At 63.0% G+C, this 17327-nt stretch carries 21 protein-coding genes; 15 read left to right on the forward strand and 6 right to left on the reverse strand.

All coding sequences use genetic code 11. The annotated features are described in order from the left end of the window. Positions 1-10: 10 nt before the first annotated feature. The 5 genes from JWJ88_RS01965 to mdh form a co-directional block, all read right to left on the reverse strand. Complete coding sequence (locus JWJ88_RS01965) at positions 11-1174, reverse strand: glycosyltransferase family 2 protein (protein WP_205294445.1); 1164 nt, start codon at positions 1172-1174, stop codon at positions 11-13. Between the two features lie 175 nt (positions 1175-1349). Beyond that, entirely contained in the window at positions 1350-2234 is an 885-nt protein-coding gene (gene sucD, locus JWJ88_RS01970; RefSeq protein ID WP_205294446.1) for a succinate--CoA ligase subunit alpha, read from the reverse strand. A 15-nt stretch (positions 2235-2249) separates the two neighbouring features. Next, positions 2250-2747, reverse strand: a complete 498-nt coding sequence (locus JWJ88_RS01975) for a hypothetical protein (RefSeq protein WP_205294447.1) — start codon at positions 2745-2747, stop codon at positions 2250-2252. 7 nt (positions 2748-2754) lie between these two features. Beyond that, positions 2755-3948 carry an ADP-forming succinate--CoA ligase subunit beta gene (gene sucC / locus JWJ88_RS01980; RefSeq protein ID WP_205294448.1) on the reverse strand — a complete coding sequence of 398 codons (1194 nt, stop codon included), beginning with the start codon at positions 3946-3948 and terminating at the stop codon, positions 2755-2757. A 321-nt stretch (positions 3949-4269) separates the two neighbouring features. Next, the gene (gene mdh / locus JWJ88_RS01985; protein WP_205294449.1) at positions 4270-5232 is read right to left on the reverse strand and encodes a malate dehydrogenase; all 963 of its coding nucleotides are present in this window, start codon (positions 5230-5232) and stop codon (positions 4270-4272) included. 184 nt (positions 5233-5416) lie between these two features. Here mdh and JWJ88_RS01990 point away from each other — a divergent pair, with 184 nt between their 5' ends. From JWJ88_RS01990 to JWJ88_RS02050, 13 genes are all read left to right on the forward strand, one after another. Continuing rightward, positions 5417-6151: a sulfite exporter TauE/SafE family protein gene (locus JWJ88_RS01990; RefSeq protein WP_205294450.1), complete on the forward strand. Its 735-nt coding sequence runs from the start codon at positions 5417-5419 to the stop codon at positions 6149-6151. Between the two features lie 80 nt (positions 6152-6231). After that, positions 6232-7071 (forward strand): HpcH/HpaI aldolase/citrate lyase family protein, encoded by an 840-nt coding sequence (locus tag JWJ88_RS01995; RefSeq protein WP_205294451.1) that lies wholly within the window; start codon positions 6232-6234, stop codon positions 7069-7071. Between the two features lie 44 nt (positions 7072-7115). Beyond that, positions 7116-7658, forward strand: coding sequence for an NnrU family protein (locus JWJ88_RS02000; RefSeq protein WP_205294452.1), 543 nt, complete (start codon positions 7116-7118; stop codon positions 7656-7658). 13 nt (positions 7659-7671) lie between these two features. Then, entirely contained in the window at positions 7672-7878 is a 207-nt protein-coding gene (locus JWJ88_RS02005) for a DUF1737 domain-containing protein (protein ID WP_205294453.1), read from the forward strand. Positions 7879-7887: 9 nt separating this feature from the next. Next, entirely contained in the window at positions 7888-8922 is a 1035-nt protein-coding gene (locus tag JWJ88_RS02010) for a MaoC family dehydratase (RefSeq protein ID WP_205294454.1), read from the forward strand. Between the two features lie 313 nt (positions 8923-9235). Further along, a complete protein-coding gene (sdhC, locus tag JWJ88_RS02015; RefSeq protein WP_205294455.1) occupies positions 9236-9628 on the forward strand; it encodes a succinate dehydrogenase, cytochrome b556 subunit in 393 nt (130 codons plus the stop codon). A gap of 16 nt (positions 9629-9644) precedes the next feature. Then, positions 9645-10034 (forward strand): succinate dehydrogenase, hydrophobic membrane anchor protein, encoded by a 390-nt coding sequence (gene sdhD, locus JWJ88_RS02020; RefSeq protein ID WP_205294456.1) that lies wholly within the window; start codon positions 9645-9647, stop codon positions 10032-10034. Positions 10035-10043: 9 nt separating this feature from the next. Beyond that, complete coding sequence (gene sdhA, locus JWJ88_RS02025) at positions 10044-11846, forward strand: succinate dehydrogenase flavoprotein subunit (protein WP_205294457.1); 1803 nt, start codon at positions 10044-10046, stop codon at positions 11844-11846. Next, positions 11846-12202, forward strand: coding sequence for a hypothetical protein (locus JWJ88_RS02030; RefSeq protein WP_205294458.1), 357 nt, complete (start codon positions 11846-11848; stop codon positions 12200-12202). The genes sdhA and JWJ88_RS02030 overlap by 1 nt, the downstream gene beginning before the upstream one ends. Further along, positions 12202-12528 carry a hypothetical protein gene (locus JWJ88_RS02035; RefSeq protein WP_205294459.1) on the forward strand — a complete coding sequence of 109 codons (327 nt, stop codon included), beginning with the start codon at positions 12202-12204 and terminating at the stop codon, positions 12526-12528. Before JWJ88_RS02030 ends, JWJ88_RS02035 begins: the two co-directional genes overlap by 1 nt. Positions 12529-12582: 54 nt before the next feature. Beyond that, entirely contained in the window at positions 12583-13362 is a 780-nt protein-coding gene (locus JWJ88_RS02040) for a succinate dehydrogenase iron-sulfur subunit (RefSeq protein WP_205294460.1), read from the forward strand. Between the two features lie 33 nt (positions 13363-13395). After that, the gene (locus tag JWJ88_RS02045) at positions 13396-13653 is read left to right on the forward strand and encodes a hypothetical protein (protein ID WP_205294461.1); all 258 of its coding nucleotides are present in this window, start codon (positions 13396-13398) and stop codon (positions 13651-13653) included. Positions 13654-13892: 239 nt separating this feature from the next. Further along, positions 13893-14726 carry an urea carboxylase-associated family protein gene (locus tag JWJ88_RS02050; protein WP_205294462.1) on the forward strand — a complete coding sequence of 278 codons (834 nt, stop codon included), beginning with the start codon at positions 13893-13895 and terminating at the stop codon, positions 14724-14726. Here the strand turns inward: JWJ88_RS02050 and JWJ88_RS02055 are convergent. Next, on the reverse strand, positions 14723-15415 hold the full coding sequence (locus tag JWJ88_RS02055) for a metal-dependent hydrolase (protein WP_205294463.1): 693 nt from the start codon (positions 15413-15415) through the stop codon (positions 14723-14725). The genes JWJ88_RS02050 and JWJ88_RS02055 overlap by 4 nt on opposite strands. A 130-nt stretch (positions 15416-15545) precedes the next feature. On the opposite strand from JWJ88_RS02055, the gene gatC reads away from it, so the two are divergent. Further along, positions 15546-15833, forward strand: coding sequence for an Asp-tRNA(Asn)/Glu-tRNA(Gln) amidotransferase subunit GatC (gatC, locus tag JWJ88_RS02060; protein WP_074968656.1), 288 nt, complete (start codon positions 15546-15548; stop codon positions 15831-15833). Beyond that, on the forward strand, positions 15830-17311 hold the full coding sequence (gene gatA / locus JWJ88_RS02065) for an Asp-tRNA(Asn)/Glu-tRNA(Gln) amidotransferase subunit GatA (protein ID WP_205294464.1): 1482 nt from the start codon (positions 15830-15832) through the stop codon (positions 17309-17311). The genes gatC and gatA overlap by 4 nt, the downstream gene beginning before the upstream one ends. The last annotated feature ends 16 nt before the right edge of the window (positions 17312-17327 follow it).

The following is a 17327-nucleotide window of genomic DNA, read 5'->3' on the forward strand; positions in this document are numbered from 1 at the left end:
CCGGGGAATCTTATCGGTTCGCGCCTTGATCGGGCGCGGTCGCATTGTTCTGGCCAGGTCCGGGGGGCGCCCCGGACATGAGCCTGGTTTGAAAGTCCTGATACCATGCCGGCAGCCCGGCGCGCGGTTGGCGCAGCAGGGCAGGCAGCTTGCGGCCGGCCAGCAGGGCGCCGCGCAGTTGCGGCAGATCCCAGCGGCCTCCGGCGATGTCTTTTGGCAGTTCGGCCAGCACCATGCGCGGATACCACAGCGCATAGCGGACCATATCGCGGACCTGCCGTTCGGAATTGCGGCGCACGAAATAGGCGATGTTCAACAGCGCCAGCGCGGTATTGATCCGGCGCCTGTCGCGGCCTGCCGCTGCCTCCAGATGACGGATATGCGCATCTGGCGCGATGGCCAGGATACCATGCCGGCCAAAGCGATAGCTGGCATCCAGATCCTCGGCGATCGAACTGCCGTTCAGCCCCTCGTCAAAGGGTTCGCGCAGCGCCAGATGGCGGCGCAGGGTCAGGGCGAAGCCGACGATGAAATTGACCCGGAACAGCCCATCGGGAAGGGTGCCGTCCCCCTGCCAGCGGCGCTCGGGCCGATCATAGCCCAGGAAACGCTGCTCGGCCGGGATCATCAACAGGTGACGCAGGACAAAGTCGATGCTGCGTTGCACAGGACCAGCACGTCCCTCGATCAGCGCGCCGGCGCGGTTGGTCTGTTTCAGTTCATCCGCCGCAGCCCGGCCGGTCTCCTGCGTATTGCGGGCCGACAGGGCCACGATACGGCCGGTCGTATCGGCGCGGTAATGCGCCATGATTTGCCCGGCGCATTCGGGATGCAGCAAGGCGTCATCGTCGATCATGAACAGGATGTCAGCGCGCGCCAGGGCGATGGCCTGATTGCGCTGCACGGTCAGGGATTTGCGCAGGGCGGGCACATAGGTCAGCGGACAGCCACCGGCTTCGGCAATCACCGCCTCGACCCCCTCGCGGTGCTGTGGCCAGTTGGCGCTGGCATCCACGATGACGATTTCGGACGGCCGCTCGGTCGAGGCCAGCGCCGCACGCACGCAATCGCAAAGCAGCTTGCCCCGGTTGTAGGTCGAAACGCACAGTGCCCAGTCCTGCGCCGCCACGGGCGAGGCTGCGCGTTCCACAGGCGGCAGGGGATGCGTGCTCATGCCGCACCTCGCCTTGGCAGGGCAGGGCCGTGAGCCGGACAAGGCATTGCCCCGGCGGTTCTGACGACGATCTGGCGACGACGGCGGTCCAATCTGGCACCTGCTGGTAAAGTCTGGCGCGGCCCCATGTAAGCTAGGCAGGGGCCGCACCTAAGTCAAAAGCCTTACGAAAAGGTTATCGGCCCAGAGCTTTCAGCACAGCCTCACCCAAGCCGGCGGGGCTGTCGGCAACGATGATCCCGGCCGATTTCATGGCCTCGATCTTCGATTCCGCGTCGCCCTTGCCGCCCGAGACGATGGCGCCGGCATGGCCCATGCGACGGCCCTTCGGTGCGGTGCGCCCGGCGATGAAACCGGCGGTCGGCTTCCATTTGCCCTTGCGCTTCTGCTCGGCCAGGAACTCGGCGGCCTCTTCCTCGGCCGAGCCACCGATCTCGCCGATCATGATGATCGACTCGGTCTCGGGGTCGTCCAGGAACATGCGCAGCACGTCGATATGCTCCATGCCCTTGATGGGGTCGCCGCCGATGCCCACGGCCGAGGACTGGCCCAAGCCCACGTCAGAGGTCTGTTTCACCGCTTCATAGGTCAGTGTCCCCGAGCGCGAGACCACGCCGACCGAACCGCGCTTGAAGATGGAACCCGGCATGATGCCGATCTTGCATTCGTCTGGAGTCATGATGCCGGGGCAGTTCGGCCCGATCAGCAGCGATTTGCTGCCTTCCAGCGCGCGCTTGACCTTCATCATGTCCAGCACCGGGATGCCTTCGGTGATGCAGACGATCAGCGGGATCTCGGCGTCGATGGCTTCCAGGATCGAATCGGCCGCGAAAGGCGGCGGAACGTAGATGGCGGTCGCATTGGCGCCGGTTTGCACCGCGGCCTCGTGGACCGAGTTGAAGACCGGCAGGCCCAGATGCTCGGTGCCGCCTTTGCCGGGGGTCACGCCGCCGACCATCTTGGTGCCGTAGGCGATCGCCTGTTCGGTGTGAAAAGTGCCTTGTGAGCCGGTAAGGCCCTGGCAGATGACTTTGGTGTCTTTGTTGACGAGAACGGCCATGATGCGTCTCCTGAATTAGCGGCGCGCAAGCGCCATGATGGTTGTGCCGCGCAGCACGTTGAGATTGGCGTCCTCCTCGATCAACAGCAGGACGGGGATATTCTTGAAAACCCCCGTCCAAACCCGATCGTAACGGCCTGTATCTCCGTGCTTTTCGACTGCATGTGCAATTTTCAGCCAAGGCTGGATCAATACTTCGCCTTCGGCCAACGTCATTGCGCGAACGGTGATCGAACACCCTTCCACGCTGTCCGCAGCACCCGGCAAGATAACGACGGTGCGGAAATTGGCTGCGCTATAGGCGCGCAGCGCGCCCGTGGCTTCGCGTGGCTGGAAGCCTACGGCCCGCAATGCGTCGATCACCCCGCGTCGGTCTGGCATCTGCTCAGCGCAGATCTGCACTGCTTCCGCCGCCTTGCCGATTGCTTCGGCACGTGGCGAGGACTGTGCAAGGACCGGCGACGCGACCAGAAGGCCGAGAGCAAGGACTGCGCGGAGCGAATGACGCATCATCGCCTTGTTACCCCTTCACCGCCTTGACGATCTTTTGCGCGGCATCCGACAGGTCGTCGGCGGCAATCACGTTCAGGCCCGATTCGCCGATGATCTGCTTGCCGAGCTCGACGTTCGTGCCTTCCAGACGCACGACCAGCGGGACTTGCAGCCCGACCTCTTTCACCGCGGCGATGATGCCTTCGGCGATGATGTCGCAGCGCATGATGCCGCCAAAGATGTTGACCAGAATGCCTTTGACGTTCGGATCCGAGGTGATGATCTTGAACGCCTCGGTCACCTTTTCCTTGGTCGCGCCGCCACCGACGTCCAGGAAGTTCGCGGGCTCGGCACCGAACAGCTTGATGATGTCCATGGTGGCCATGGCCAGCCCGGCACCATTCACCATGCAGCCGATCTCACCGTCCAGCGCGATGTAGTTCAGGTCGAACTTCGAGGCTGCCAGTTCCTTGGGGTCTTCCTCGGTCTCGTCGCGCAGCGCCAGGATGTCGGGCTGACGATAGAGGGCGTTGTTGTCGAAGCCCATCTTGGCGTCCAGCGCCTTGAGGTTGCCGTCGGTCATCACGATCAGCGGGTTGATCTCCAGCATCTCCATGTCTTTTTCGATGAACATGCGATACAGGTTCTTAACCAGCGCCACGCATTGCTTGACCTGCGGGCCTTTCAGACCCAGGGCAAAGGCCACGCGGCGGCCGTGGAAATCCGAAAGCCCCGAGGCCGGATCGACGCTGAAGCTGACGATCTTTTCCGGGGTCGAGGCTGCGACTTCCTCGATGTCCATGCCGCCTTCGGTCGAGGCGACGAAGCTGACACGCGAGGTGCCGCGATCGACCAGCAGCGCCAGATACAACTCGCGCTCGATGTCGCTGCCGTCTTCGATATAGATACGGTTGACCTGCTTACCGGTTTCACCCGTCTGGTGGGTGACAAGCGTGCGGCCCAGCATCTGGCGGGTCAGTTCCTCGGCCTCTTCGACCGATTTCGCCAGCCGGACGCCGCCTTTTTCACCGGCTTCCTTTTCCTTGAAGTGACCTTTGCCGCGGCCGCCGGCATGGATCTGCGCCTTGATGACCCAAAGCGGACCGTCGAGTTCCCCCGCCGCCGCTTTGGCTTCGTCGGCCTTCATCACCACCCGCCCGTCAGAGACTGGCGCGCCGTATTGGCGCAGCAGCGCCTTGGCCTGGTATTCATGGATGTTCATGGTACTTCCCCGCAGTTATCGGTTGGCCGGGCTTGTGCCACATTTGATGCGCGCCCCAAAGCAATATGATGGCGGAATCCCCAAAACATGCGGGAATCAGGCTTTTGCGATCACAGTATTCAAGGCTGTGATCACAAAATCTGCTTGACAGCATCGACACCCCAGGAATCCGCGCTTGCTACAACCCAAGGTGCAGCGCTGGCTGGCCGTGGCGCGGCAGGTATCGCGGTCCATTCCGGCTTTGGGTCGCAAGGCGGGCTGCGCAATGAAAAAACCCCGCCGTCGCCGGCGGGGCCTTTAGCAGTCAGGCGTGAGAAGGGATCAGGCCAGCGTGCTGTCGATGCCTTTGCAGGCGGTGACGAGGCCGTTCACCGCCTCCACGGACTTGTCGAACATCGCCTGTTCTTCCTTGTCCAGCTTGATGTCGATGACCTTCTCGATCCCGCCGGCGCCGATCACGGTCGGCACGCCGACATAAAGCCCGTCCAGCCCAAAGGGGCCTTTCACATAGGCCGCGCAGGGCAGGACGCGCTTTTGGTCCTTGAGATAGGCTTCCGCCATCTCGATGGCCGAGGTGGCCGGCGCATAGAAGGCCGAGCCGGTTTTCAGCAGGCCGACGATCTCGGCCCCACCGTCGCGGGTGCGCTGCACGATGGCGTCCAGTTTTTCCTGTGTGGTCCAGCCCATCTTGACCAGATCGGGCAGCGGAATGCCGCCCACGGTCGAATAACGGGTCAGCGGCACCATGGTGTCGCCATGGCCGCCCAGCACGAACGCGGTCACGTCGCGCATCGAGACGCCGAATTCCAGCGACAGGAAGTGGCGGAAGCGGGCCGAATCAAGCACGCCGGCCATGCCGACGACTTTTTCATGCGGCAGGCCGCTGAATTCGCGCAGCGCCCAGACCATGGCGTCCAGCGGGTTGGTGATGCAGATCACGAAGGCGTTGGGGGCGTGCTGCTTGATGCCCTCGCCGACGGATTTCATGACCTTGAGGTTGATGCCCAGCAGGTCGTCGCGGCTCATGCCCGGCTTGCGGGGCACACCGGCGGTGACGATGCAGACATCCGCGCCGGCGATGTCGGCATAATCGTTGGCGCCTTTCATGGTGGCGTCGAAGCCCTCGGACGGGCCCGATTGCGCGATGTCCAGCGCCTTGCCCTGAGGGGTGCCCTCGGCGATGTCGAACAGGACGACGTCGCCCAGTTCCTTCATCGCGGCCAGATGCGCCAGCGTGCCGCCGATCTGTCCCGCACCGATAAGTGCGATCTTGGGTCGGGCCATGTTAACCTCCGATTTCATGATGGTTCGCGCGGTGGCCTAGTCCCTTGGGATGGGAATCGCAAGCCTTCGCTGTGGGGCAAGAGCCGAATTCGGCCTTTGTCAATCGCTAACATGACCACCCGGCCCGCATTGCCCATGGCATCGCGCTGGACTAGTCCGGTTTTCAGGACAACGGAGCGCGCCGATGGATATGTTGGGCTGGGTGTTGGCGGTCATCGCCGCCTTTTCGATCGGGCTGGCCAAGGGAGGGCTGTCGATGGTCGGCACCATCTCGGTGCCGCTGATGGCGCTGGTCATGTCGCCGGTGCAGGCGGCAGGGATCCTGCTGCCGGTATATATCGTCTCGGATATCGGCGGGCTGATCGCCTTTCGGCGGGATTTCGACCGCCGGGTGCTGCGGACGATCGTGCCGGGGGCGGTGACCGGGATCGGGCTGGGCTGGGCCACGGCGCATCACGTGAACGACGCGCAGGTCGGGCTGATCGTCGGGGTCATCGGGGTGACCTTCGCGCTGAACGCCCTGTTGCGCAGCCATGTGAACAGCACCGCCCGCCCGCCGCGCTGGGGGGCGGGCACTCTGTGGGGGCTGGTGTCGGGCTATACCAGCTTTGTGTCCCACTCTGGCGCTGCGCCCTATCAGGTCTATGCCCAGCCGTTGCGCATGTCGCCGCTGACCTATGCCGGGACCACCACGATCTTCTTTGCCATCTGCAACGCCGTGAAGCTGATTCCCTATGCCATGCTTGGCCAGCTTTCGGCGCATAACCTGTCGATGGCCGCCGTGCTGATGGTGCCCGGCGTGCTGGGGGTGTTTGCCGGGCTATGGCTGGTCCGCCGCATGTCGCCGCGCATATTCTACAGTTTCATCACCTGGGCGCTGATGCTGGTTTCGATCAAGCTGATCTGGGACGGGTTCTGATGCCGCAGCGCGGCAAATGAGTGCTTGCGATTCGGGTCGTTTCCGGGCAGCTTCGCGCAAGATTATTACGCGAGGCCCCGATGACCCGTCCCTATCGTTCCGTCCTGTATATTCCGGCCGCCAATGCCCGGGCCATGGAAAAGGCCCAGACGCTGGCCGCCGATGCGATTATTTTCGACCTTGAGGACGCGGTTGCGCCTGCGGAAAAGGCCGGTGCGCGCGAATTGCTGGCCCGGGCATTGCTGGCGGATTACAGCGGGCGGGCCAGAATCGTACGCATCAACGGGCTTGAAACCGAATGGGGCGAAGGCGACGCCCGAGCCTTTGCCACGGGTGCCGACGCGGTGCTGGTGCCCAAGGTCAGCCGGGGCTCTGATCTGGACCGCGTGGCGGCACTGGTGCCCGATGCGCCGCTGTGGGCGATGATGGAAACCGCCGAAGGCATGCTGAATGCCGCCGAGATCGCCGCCCATCCGCGTTTGCAGGGCATGGTCATGGGCACCAACGATCTGGCCAAGGAACTGAACTCGCGCTTTCGCGCCGACCGGCTGCCGATGATGGCGGGGCTGGGGCTTTGCCTGCTGGCGGCCCGGGCGCATGGCCGCGTGATCGTCGATGGCGTCTTCAACGCCTTCAAGGACGAAGATGGCCTGCGCTTCGAATGCGAACAGGGCCGCGATATGGGTTTCGACGGCAAGACCCTGATCCATCCGGCGCAGCTGGCCATTACCAATGAGGTCTTTGCCCCGTCCGAGCCAGAGATCGAACTGGCCCGCCGGCAGATCGCGGCGTTCGACGAGGCCAAGGCGCAGGGCAAGGGGGTCGCGGTGGTCGATGGCAAGATCGTCGAGAACCTGCATGTCGAAACCGCCCGCGCTACGCTTGCCAAGGCGGCGGCGATTGCCGAACTCGCGGGGTGATGGCAAAGTAAGCGCCATTAACATCCAGCGAAAGGACAAGCCAGATGTTCATCCTTATCCTCGGAGTGGCGCTATGGTGGGCGGCGCATCTTCTCAAACGGCTGGCGTTGGGGCTTCGCGACAGGCTTGGCCGGGGCGGAGTGGCGGGCGCGCTGCTGGTCTCGGTCGTGCTGATGGTGATCGGCTATCGCATGGCGGACGGGCCGTCCTGGTGGGGCGCGACGGCGCCGCTGAAGGGCGTCAACAACATCCTGGTGCTCGCGTCCTTCTATCTCTTTGCCGCCGACGGGATGAAGACGCGCATCACCCGGCATATCCGCCACCCGCAACTGACCGGCTTTGCGCTGTGGGCCTTTGCGCATCTGCTGCCGAACGGCGACCTGCCCAGTTTCGTGCTGTTCGGCGGGCTGTTGCTGTGGGCGCTGGTCGAGATGGCCGTCCTGAACCGTGCGCAGCCGGGCTGGACCCCGCCTGCCGGCCCGTTCCCCGCGCGCAAAGAGATCATGGCGGCAGTCGGGGCCATCGTCGTGCTGCTGGTCGTGGGGCTGATCCACGCCTGGCTTGGCTATAATCCGTTCGGAAGCTGATCTGGGGGCCAAGATGCCAAGAATCTATCGCCTGTTGACCGAGGACGACACCTCGGCCTTTTGCCACAAGGTCAGCGCTGCGCTGTCCAAGGGGTGGGAGCTGCACGGCGATCCCGCCTATGCCTTTGACGCGGCGCGCGGTGTGATGCGCTGCGCTCAGGCCGTCACCAAGGAAATCGCGGACGACTATCACCCCGAGATGAAGCTGGGCCAGCAATAAGGAGCCATGATGAGCAAGACCAATCCGGGCCGTTTCTTCGAAGATTACCAGGTCGGCCAGGTGATCCGCCATGCCGTGCCGCGAACCGTGGCCGAGGGTGAGCGCGCACTTTACCACGCGCTTTATCCGGCAAGGCACGCGCTGTATTCCTCGGACGAATTCGCGGCCGCTTCGGGGCTGGACGGCAGCCCGATGGATGATCTGGTCGCTTTTCACATCATCTTCGGCAAGACGGTGCCCGACATCAGCCTGAACGCGGTGGCCAATCTGGGCTATGCCGAGGGGCGCTGGCTGAAACCTGTCTGGCCGGGCGACACCTTGCGCGCGGAATCCGAGGTGATCGGCGTCAAGGAAAACTCGAACGGCAAGTCCGGCGTTGTCTATGTACGCACGCGCGGCCTGAACCAGATGGACGAGGTGGTGCTGGAATATGTGCGCTGGGTGATGGTGCGCAAAGGCGACGCCTCGGCCCCCGCACCTCAGCCGGTTGTGCCGGATCTCGCCAAATCCGTTGCGCCGGAGGATCTGGTGGTCCCCGAGGGGCTGGATTTCGCGCAATACGATTTCACTCTGGCCGGTGAGCCGCATCGCTGGGGCGATTACCGGATTGGCGAGATCATCGACCACGTCGATGGCGTCACCATCGAGGAAGCCGAGCATATGCTGGCCACCCGTTTGTGGCAGAACACCGCCAAGGTGCATTTCGACGCCACCTTCCGCGAGGATGGCAAGCGGCTGATCTATGGCGGGCACGTCATCAGCATGGCCCGCGCGCTCAGCTTCAACGGCCTTGCCAATGCGCAGATGATCGCGGCGCTGAATGGTGGGGCGCATGCCAATCCCTGCTTTGCCGGCGACACGATCCGGGCCTGGTCCGAGGTTCTGGACAAGGCGGATACGCATGCGCCCGGTGTCGGCGCGATCCGGTTGCGGCTGGTCGCGCATAAGGGTTCGGCCGGTGATCACGCTTTGAAGGGAGAGGGCGGGAAATACGCCCCGCAAGTGCTGCTGGATCTGGATTACTGGGCCTTGATGCCGAAATAACCAGCCCTTCTTTCCGGTGCGGAGGGCATGCGAATGCCCCCGCGCCCCAGTTGAACGCGACAGAATCCCTAGGTTATTGGGGGAAATAGTCTGGTTCGACCCTGATACCGCAATCATTCCTCGGGGGCAGGGTGTATCCGTGATCACAGCTGGCAGTTGCGTGATCACAAAAGGGGAAAACTGTCGCATATCCGCCTTATGTCTGGTATCCGCCCGTGACAGATGCGACAAGGCCGCTAAAAGAAAATCCAAATTTCGGCCAGCCCTCGCCGCCAGCCGTCGCGCGTGGGGCCTGAACGCAGGAGAGCGCATCATGGCTGACGTCAACCGGGGTAACCGGCCATTGTCACCGCATTTGCAGGTCTATCGCCTGCCACTTGCCGCAATCACCTCGATCATGACTCGTATCACCGGCCATGCGCTGGTTGCCGGGATCGTGCTGATTACCTGGTGGCTGGTCGCCGCCGTGACCTCGCCGGGCGCCTTCGCCTGCGCCGACTGGGTGGTCCGGTCCTGGCTGGGCTTCATCATCCTGACCGGTTCGATGTGGGCGCTGTGGTATCACCTGCTCGCCGGCCTGCGCCACCTGTTCTACGACGCCGGCTATGGGATGGAGATCGAACAGGCACAGAAATCCAGTCAGGCGCTGATCGCCGGTTCGGTCATTCTGGCCGTGCTGACGCTGATCATCTTCTTTGCGTTCTGAGGAAAGGGCAGGGATCATGCGTTACATCACCCCCCGTAAAACCGCCGAGGGACTGGGCTCTGCCCACGAAGGCACCCAACACCACTGGGCCATGACCGTCTCGGCCGTGGCGCTGCTCGTGCTGACGCCCTTGTTCATGATCGTCGTCGCCCGCGCCATCGGCCTGTCGCAGGAGCAACTGCTGGCCTATTTCGGGCACCCCTTTCCGGCCGTCATCACCGGGCTTTTCGTAGTCGTGGGCATGATCCACTTCATCAAAGGCACGCGGATCATGATCGACGACTATTTCCAGGGTGGGGTGCGCAAGGGCGCCATCATCTTTTCCGTCATCTTCGGCTGGGCGGTGATCGCCTCTGCCGTTTATGCGCTGGCCCGGATGGGTCTTGGCGCAATCGTCGTCCTCTGAGGTTCCGCCATGGCTGCTTACAAATACGAAACACACGAATATGATGTCGTGGTCGTCGGTGCCGGTGGCGCGGGCCTGCGCGCAACACTGGGCATGGCCGAACAGGGCCTGCGCACCGCCTGTGTGACCAAGGTCTTTCCGACCCGCTCGCATACGGTCGCGGCGCAGGGCGGGATCGCGGCATCGCTGTCGAACATGGGCCCGGACAACTGGCAGTGGCACCTGTATGACACCGTCAAGGGCTCTGACTGGCTGGGTGACACCGACGCCATGGAGTATCTGGCGCGCGAGGCCCCCAAGGCGGTCTATGAGCTGGAACACTACGGCGTGCCTTTTTCCCGCACCGAAGAGGGCAAGATCTATCAACGCCCCTTTGGCGGCCATACCACCGAATTCGGCGAAGGCCCGCCGGTGCAGCGCACCTGCGCTGCCGCCGACCGCACCGGCCACGCCATCCTGCACACGCTTTACGGCCAGTCGCTGAAGGAAAAGGCGGAATTCTTCGTCGAATATTTCGCGCTGGACCTGATCATCACCGACGGTGCCTGCACCGGCGTGGTTTGCTGGAAGCTGGATGACGGCACCATTCACGTCTTCAACGCCAAGATGGTGGTGCTGGCGACGGGCGGCTATGGCCGCGCCTATTTCAGCGCCACCTCGGCCCATACCTGCACCGGCGACGGCGGGGGCATGGTTGCCCGCGCGGGTCTGCCGCTGCAAGACATGGAATTCGTGCAGTTCCACCCGACCGGGATCTATGGCTCGGGCTGTCTGATCACCGAAGGCGCGCGGGGCGAAGGCGGTTATCTGACCAACTCCGAGGGCGAACGCTTCATGGAGCGTTACGCACCGACCTACAAGGACTTGGCCAGCCGCGACGTGGTGTCGCGCTGCATCACCATCGAGATCCGCGAAGGCCGCGGTGTCGGTCCCAACAAGGACCACATGCACCTGAACCTGATGCACCTGCCGCCGGAAAGCCTGGCCGAACGGCTGCCGGGTATCTCGGAATCGGCCAAGATCTTTGCGGGCGTGGATGTCACGCGCGAGCCGATCCCGATTCTGCCGACCGTGCATTACAATATGGGCGGTATCCCGACCAACTATTGGGGCGAGGTGCTGAACCCGACGCAGGACAGCCCCGATCAGGTCTTTCCCGGCCTGATGGCGGTGGGCGAAGCTGGCTGTGCCTCGGTCCACGGCGCGAACCGGCTGGGCTCGAACTCGCTGATCGACCTTGTGGTGTTTGGTCGTGCCGCCGCGATTCGCGCCGGCAAGGTGATCGACCGCAAGGCACCTATTCCCGCGACCAACATCGAGCAGGTGGACAAGGCGCTGGACCGCTTCGACCGTATTCGCAATGCCAACGGAACGATCCCGACCGCCGAACTGCGGCTTGAGATGCAGCGCACCATGCAGGCCGATGCCGCCGTGTTCCGCACCGACAAGACCCTCGCCGAGGGCGTCGAGAAGATGAAGGTAATCGCGGGCAAACTGAACGACTTGAAGGTCACGGATCGCAGCCTGATCTGGAACAGCGACCTCATGGAAACGCTGGAACTGACCAACCTGATGCCCAACGCGCTGTCGACCATTGTCGGGGCCGAGGCACGCAAGGAAAGCCGCGGCGCACATGCGCATGAGGACTACCCCGAGCGGGATGATGCCAACTGGCGCAAGCACTCGCTTGCGTGGATCGAAGGCAACGATGTTAAACTGGCTTATCGGCCTGTGCACCTCGAGCCTCTGACCACGCAAGAGGAGGGCGGGATCGATTTGAAAAAAATCGCACCCAAAGCGAGGGTTTATTGATGCGTCTTCCTCTGATCCTGACCGCTGCCACGTTGGCCCTTTCGGGCTGCGTGGTGCAAAATCCCGGCATGGCGCCGGTGGCGCCGCTGCCGCTGCCGCAGGTAACGGCGCCTGATGCGGCGATCCAGTCATCCGCCCGGGTCGTTGTCAACCGCGAGATGGCCAAGCGCCTGCCCGGCGCCAATGTCGCGCCCTATACCGATTGCGTGATGCAGAACGCCACTACGGTAGAACTGACCGGCATCGCCAATTCCGATGCGGCCGCGGCGGGGAATGCCGTGGCGGCCATCGTCGGCCGTCCCGCGACGACGCAATGCATCGCCAGCGCCGCAGCCGCGGCCAAGCAGGCCGCGTGATGAACAGGTGTGGCGCGCTTGGCCTGAGCTTTGCCCCGGCGCTGCTGGGGTTGGCGGCCTGCGCGCCCGCTCCTGTGCAGATTCCGGTCGAGCAGGCCGAGCAGGTCTGTATGGTCCAGGCGCTGGATGCGCGGGCGCCGCGCACTCAGGTCGGCCTCGGCGTCGGTTCGCACGGCCGTAGCGGCGGCTTCGTCAGGGTTGATCTGTCCTCGGATCAGATTCTGGGGCGCGACCCGGCCCAGATATTCAATCAATGCGTCCAGCGTCGCTCGGGGCAGATGCCCACGCGGTCGCTTTACGAACAACCGGGGTGGAGGGTGAATTGACCCCTTCCGCCCAAGCCACCGCATGACGGCGGTCTGACCACCAGGAGAGTCCCAATGGTCCAACTTACCCTTCCCAAGAACAGCCGCATGCGGGTCGGCAAGACCTGGCCCAAACCCCAGGGCGCCACGAATATCCGCCGTTTCAACATCTATCGCTGGGATCCCGATACCGGAGAGAACCCGCGCATCGACACCTATTTCCTTGATATGGACAAATGCGGTCCCATGATTCTGGACGCGCTGATCAAGATCAAGAATGAGATCGACCCAACGCTGACTTTCCGCCGCTCCTGCCGCGAGGGGATCTGCGGTTCCTGCGCGATGAATATCGACGGTGGCAACCACCTGGCCTGCATTTATGGCATGGACGAGGTGAAGGGCGACGTGAACATCTATCCGCTGCCCCACATGCCGGTGGTCAAGGATCTGATACCCGACCTGACGCATTTCTACGCCCAGCATGCCTCGGTCCAGCCCTATCTGATTACGGAAACGCCGACCCCGGACAAAGAGTGGCGCCAGTCGATCGAGGATCGCAAGAAGCTGGACGGTCTTTATGAATGCGTGATGTGTGCCTGTTGCTCGACTTCCTGCCCCAGCTATTGGTGGAATGGCGATCGTTACCTGGGGCCGGCGGCGCTTCTGCATGCCTATCGCTGGATCATCGACAGCCGCGATGAGGCGACGGGCGATCGTCTGGATTCGCTGGAGGACCCGTTCAAGCTTTATCGGTGCCACACGATCATGAACTGCACGAATACCTGTCCCAAAGGGCTGAACCCCGCCAAGGCCATCGCCTCGATCAAGCATATGATGGTGGACCGTATCGTCTGATTTGCATGCCGGTCATGGCCGGTATGTCGCGTTATGCCGTTTGACGCCGCGTCGCAGAACTGGATTTCTCTGCTGCGCGGCGTTATCTTTTCGGTCGGGGAGAGCAAACGTCCACCCGGAGACTTTCGGATGAAAACCCTTGCCGAAACGCAAAAACCAAGCGCCAAACTGGCCGTGCTGAAACCGGCCAAGGCAGAAAATCGTGCGGCGCTGGCCGTGCTGGAGCAGATGTACGGATATTTCAGCTTCGATCCGATGCCGATGGAAGCCGATATCCGCCAAGCTGCCTGAACGCGGCTCTTTCGCTCGCCCATGCGAGCCTTTCAGCGCGGCTTCCCGGCCGCGCTTTTGTTTTTGTCGCCGCTCTTGCTGCACGTTTTCTTGGGTATTTTTACAACGAAGAAGTTGCAGGCTGTGTCTGGGCTTCTCTGTTGTTTAAATACCCCGGCAACAGGCGAGCCGGGCCTGGCGAGGCGGGGCTTCAGCGCCAAGGCTTGCGATAAGGGGGAGCGGCGCTTAGCATTCGTCACATGACCCACATTACTCCTGATGACGCCGCCGCTCGCCGGGCCGTTCGCCCGGTTATTTGTTACCCAAACGAAACGCTTCCTGATCCGGACCTGCCCGGTTTGCAGGCGATACGGCTGACGGCACGAAAAGCCGGAGAATGTATGATCCCGCCCCGAGAGGCGCGCTGTTTTCATGTTCCGGCAGGACATTTCTTTCGCATTACCAGCGTCGAAGGGCCGCAGGTCGGGGATTTGAATCTGTGGTCCGCTGCGGCTCCGCAAGAGCGGTTCTATTCCGGCAAGACACGGGCGCTGCACGGCTCGCATCTGACGCGTGGGGCTCGCATGTGGTCAAGCTTTCCGCATTTGCGCCCCATGGCCACCGTCACCCAAGACACATTGGAGTGGTACGGTATCGATGAATATGGCGGCTCGGTGCATGACGTGATCGGGACGCGGTGCGACCCCTATACGCATCACCTGCTCAACGGGCATGATTATCATCATTGTTGCCATTCCAATCTTGTGAATGCGCTCATGGCCGAGTTGAATCTGATACGCGGCGAGGCCGAGCCCTTGGTGCACGATGTCCTGAATGTCTTCATGTGCACCGGCTTTACCCGCGACACGGGCCAGTATTTCATGAAGGCAAGTCCGGTGCGTCCTGGCGACTACATCGAGTTCTTTGCCGAAATCGATCTGATAGGCGGGCTTTCAGCTTGTCCGGGTGGCGATTGCGGCAGCGCACATTCCAGTGACGCCGCCGCCTGCCATCCGTTGTTGGTCGAGATTTATGCGCCGGCCCAGACCATGGTGCGCCCGCAGTCCGGACCAAACGACTATCGCTGGCCTTAGAGCGAGATTGGCTCCATCACCTCGGGCTCGATCACCTTGACGCCGGGCAGGCCGGCCTTCAGCGCCTCGGCACTCTGCTCCAGCAGCGGGAAGGTCTTGTAATGGCAGGGGATCACGGTCTTGAAGTTGAAGTATTTCCGCGCCGCCCATGCTGCGCGATCCATGTCCATGGTGAAATGTCCGCCTGCGCACAGGATGCCGATGTCGGGCTGATGATACTCGCCCATCCATGCCATGTCGGCCATGATGTCCGTATCGCCTGATACATAGATCACATGGCCTTCCCCCGCGATCATATAGCCCGATTCATGGCCGGCATAGACCGGCCCCTCATTCCCGTCGAAGGAAGAGGAGTGGCTTGCATTCACCATCGTTACCTTCGCCCCGCCCAGATCGACCGTGCCGCCTTTGTTGAAGCCCAACCCCTCGACGCTCTGATGCGTCTGCCAGGTGTTGATCAGGTCGTAGATGCCGACCACCGGAATCTTGAGCTCACGCGCGATGGAAAGGGTGTCGCCGGTATGATCGCCGTGACCGTGGGTCAGCAGAATATGGGTGGCGCCGCGGATCGCCTCGTCGCGCTTGTCCTCGGGAAAGACCGGATTGCCGGAAAGCCAGGGGTCGATCAGGATTACCGCCTGTTCGATTTCCAGCCGGAAGCCGGAGTGGCCAAGCCAGGTCAGTTTCATGGGAAGGCTCCTTTTCTTGCGCTGCCGCATCCTGCCAAGCCGCCGGGCGGTCGTAAAGTTCCGCCTGCACGGGTCCTTGCCCCGCCCCGGCCGCCCCGGTAAAACCCGGCCCAAGCGAAAGGAGCCTCTCATGGCGATCACCGAGGACGAAGCCCGCAAGGTCGCGCATCTGGCGCGGATTGCGGTCAAGGACGCCGACCTGCCCGCGCTGGCGCAGGAGTTGAACGGCATCCTGCATTTCATGGAACAGCTGAACGAGGTCGATGTCGATGGCGTGGAGCCGATGACTGGCGTTGAGCCGATGCGTCTTAAGCGTCGTCAGGACATCGTCACCGATGGCGAGATGCAGGACCTGATCCTGAAAAACGCGCCCGATGCGCGCGAGGGCTTCTTTGCCGTGCCGAAGGTGGTGGAATGAGCGATCTGAACAAACTGACCATTGCCGAGGCCCGCGACGGGTTGCGCAAGGGCGATTTCACCAGCGTCCAACTGACCGATGCCTGCCTTGGCGCTATCGAGGCTGCGGGTGCGCTGAACGCCTATTGCCACAGGACGCCTGAAAAGGCGCGCGAGATGGCGGCGACGGCTGACAAGCGCATTGCTGCGGGCGGTGCACCCGGCATGTGCGGCATCCCCTTGGGCATCAAGGACTTGTTCTGCACCAAGGGCGTCCCCTCGCAGGCGGCGAGCCGGATTCTGGAAGGTTTCCTGCCGCAATATGAATCGACCGTGACCCAGAACCTTTGGGATGCCGGGGCGGTCATGCTGGGCAAGCTCAGCATGGACGAATTCGCCATGGGCTCGTCGAATGAAAGTGCCTGCTATGGCCCGGTGGTGAGCCCCTGGAAGGTCGATGACCGGCAGTTGACGCCGGGCGGCTCTTCGGGTGGCTCCGCGACGGCGGTGGCGGCGGATCTGTGTCTGGCCGCAACCGGCACGGATACCGGCGGCTCGATCCGCCAGCCGGCAGCCTTTACCGGCACGGTGGGGCTGAAGCCCACCTATGGCCGGGTCAGCCGCTGGGGCGTGATTGCATTCGCCAGTTCGCTGGATCAGGCCGGGCCAATGACCAAATCGGTGCGCGACGCGGCGATCATGCTGGGCGCCATGGCTTCGGTCGACGCCAAGGATTCGACCAGTGCCGAGCGGGAGGTGCCGGATTACGAAGCCGCCCTGACCGGCGATATCCGCGGCAAACGGATCGGCATTCCGCGCGAATATCGCATGGATGGCATGTCGGACGAGATCGACGGGCTTTGGCACAAGGCGGCCGAGATGCTGCGCGACGCCGGCGCAGAAGTGGTGGATATCAGCCTGCCGCATACGAAATATGCGCTGCCGGCCTATTACGTCATTGCCCCGGCCGAGGCCTCGTCGAACCTCGCCCGCTATGACGGAGTGCGCTATGGTCGCCGTGCCCGGCTGGGCGCGGGCGATGGCGTGGTCGAGATGTATGAAAAGACCCGCGCCGAAGGCTTTGGCCCCGAGGTGCAGCGCCGCGTCATGATCGGCACCTATGTGCTGTCGGCGGGTTTCTATGACGCTTATTACAACCGCGCCCGCAAGGTCCGTGCACTGATCAAGCGCGATTTCGACCAGGTCTATGCTGATGGTATCGATGCGATCCTGACACCTGCCACCCCCAGCGCCGCATTCGGTCTGGGCGAGATGTCGGGCAAGGACCCGGTCGAAATGTATCTGAACGACGTTTTCACCGTCACGGTGAACCTGGCCGGCCTGCCGGGTATTTCGGTGCCGGTGGGGCTGGACCGGCAAGGTCTGCCGCTGGGCATGCAGTTGATCGGCCGGCCTTGGGACGAGGGCGGGCTGTTGAATCTTGCGCAAAGCCTCGAATCTGCGGCAGGGTTCAGGGCGAAACCCTCGCGCTGGTGGTAACCGGCCTTAAACGGGA

The organism is Paracoccus methylovorus (genome assembly GCF_016919705.1).
Lineage (GTDB): Bacteria > Pseudomonadota > Alphaproteobacteria > Rhodobacterales > Rhodobacteraceae > Paracoccus > Paracoccus methylovorus.

Coding starts and splice junctions, on each gene's coding strand:
- JWJ88_RS01965 (WP_205294445.1), bottom strand. CDS start 1,174: ATGAGCACGCATCCCCTGCCGCCTGTGGAACGCGCAGCCTCGCCCGTG.
- sucD (WP_205294446.1), bottom strand. CDS start 2,234: ATGGCCGTTCTCGTCAACAAAGACACCAAAGTCATCTGCCAGGGCCTT.
- JWJ88_RS01975 (WP_205294447.1), bottom strand. CDS start 2,747: ATGATGCGTCATTCGCTCCGCGCAGTCCTTGCTCTCGGCCTTCTGGTC.
- sucC (WP_205294448.1), bottom strand. CDS start 3,948: ATGAACATCCATGAATACCAGGCCAAGGCGCTGCTGCGCCAATACGGC.
- mdh (WP_205294449.1), bottom strand. CDS start 5,232: ATGGCCCGACCCAAGATCGCACTTATCGGTGCGGGACAGATCGGCGGC.
- JWJ88_RS01990 (WP_205294450.1), top strand. CDS start 5,417: ATGGATATGTTGGGCTGGGTGTTGGCGGTCATCGCCGCCTTTTCGATC.
- JWJ88_RS01995 (WP_205294451.1), top strand. CDS start 6,232: ATGACCCGTCCCTATCGTTCCGTCCTGTATATTCCGGCCGCCAATGCC.
- JWJ88_RS02000 (WP_205294452.1), top strand. CDS start 7,116: ATGTTCATCCTTATCCTCGGAGTGGCGCTATGGTGGGCGGCGCATCTT.
- JWJ88_RS02005 (WP_205294453.1), top strand. CDS start 7,672: ATGCCAAGAATCTATCGCCTGTTGACCGAGGACGACACCTCGGCCTTT.
- JWJ88_RS02010 (WP_205294454.1), top strand. CDS start 7,888: ATGAGCAAGACCAATCCGGGCCGTTTCTTCGAAGATTACCAGGTCGGC.
- sdhC (WP_205294455.1), top strand. CDS start 9,236: ATGGCTGACGTCAACCGGGGTAACCGGCCATTGTCACCGCATTTGCAG.
- sdhD (WP_205294456.1), top strand. CDS start 9,645: ATGCGTTACATCACCCCCCGTAAAACCGCCGAGGGACTGGGCTCTGCC.
- sdhA (WP_205294457.1), top strand. CDS start 10,044: ATGGCTGCTTACAAATACGAAACACACGAATATGATGTCGTGGTCGTC.
- JWJ88_RS02030 (WP_205294458.1), top strand. CDS start 11,846: ATGCGTCTTCCTCTGATCCTGACCGCTGCCACGTTGGCCCTTTCGGGC.
- JWJ88_RS02035 (WP_205294459.1), top strand. CDS start 12,202: ATGAACAGGTGTGGCGCGCTTGGCCTGAGCTTTGCCCCGGCGCTGCTG.
- JWJ88_RS02040 (WP_205294460.1), top strand. CDS start 12,583: ATGGTCCAACTTACCCTTCCCAAGAACAGCCGCATGCGGGTCGGCAAG.
- JWJ88_RS02045 (WP_205294461.1), top strand. CDS start 13,396: ATGCCGTTTGACGCCGCGTCGCAGAACTGGATTTCTCTGCTGCGCGGC.
- JWJ88_RS02050 (WP_205294462.1), top strand. CDS start 13,893: ATGACCCACATTACTCCTGATGACGCCGCCGCTCGCCGGGCCGTTCGC.
- JWJ88_RS02055 (WP_205294463.1), bottom strand. CDS start 15,415: ATGAAACTGACCTGGCTTGGCCACTCCGGCTTCCGGCTGGAAATCGAA.
- gatC (WP_074968656.1), top strand. CDS start 15,546: ATGGCGATCACCGAGGACGAAGCCCGCAAGGTCGCGCATCTGGCGCGG.
- gatA (WP_205294464.1), top strand. CDS start 15,830: ATGAGCGATCTGAACAAACTGACCATTGCCGAGGCCCGCGACGGGTTG.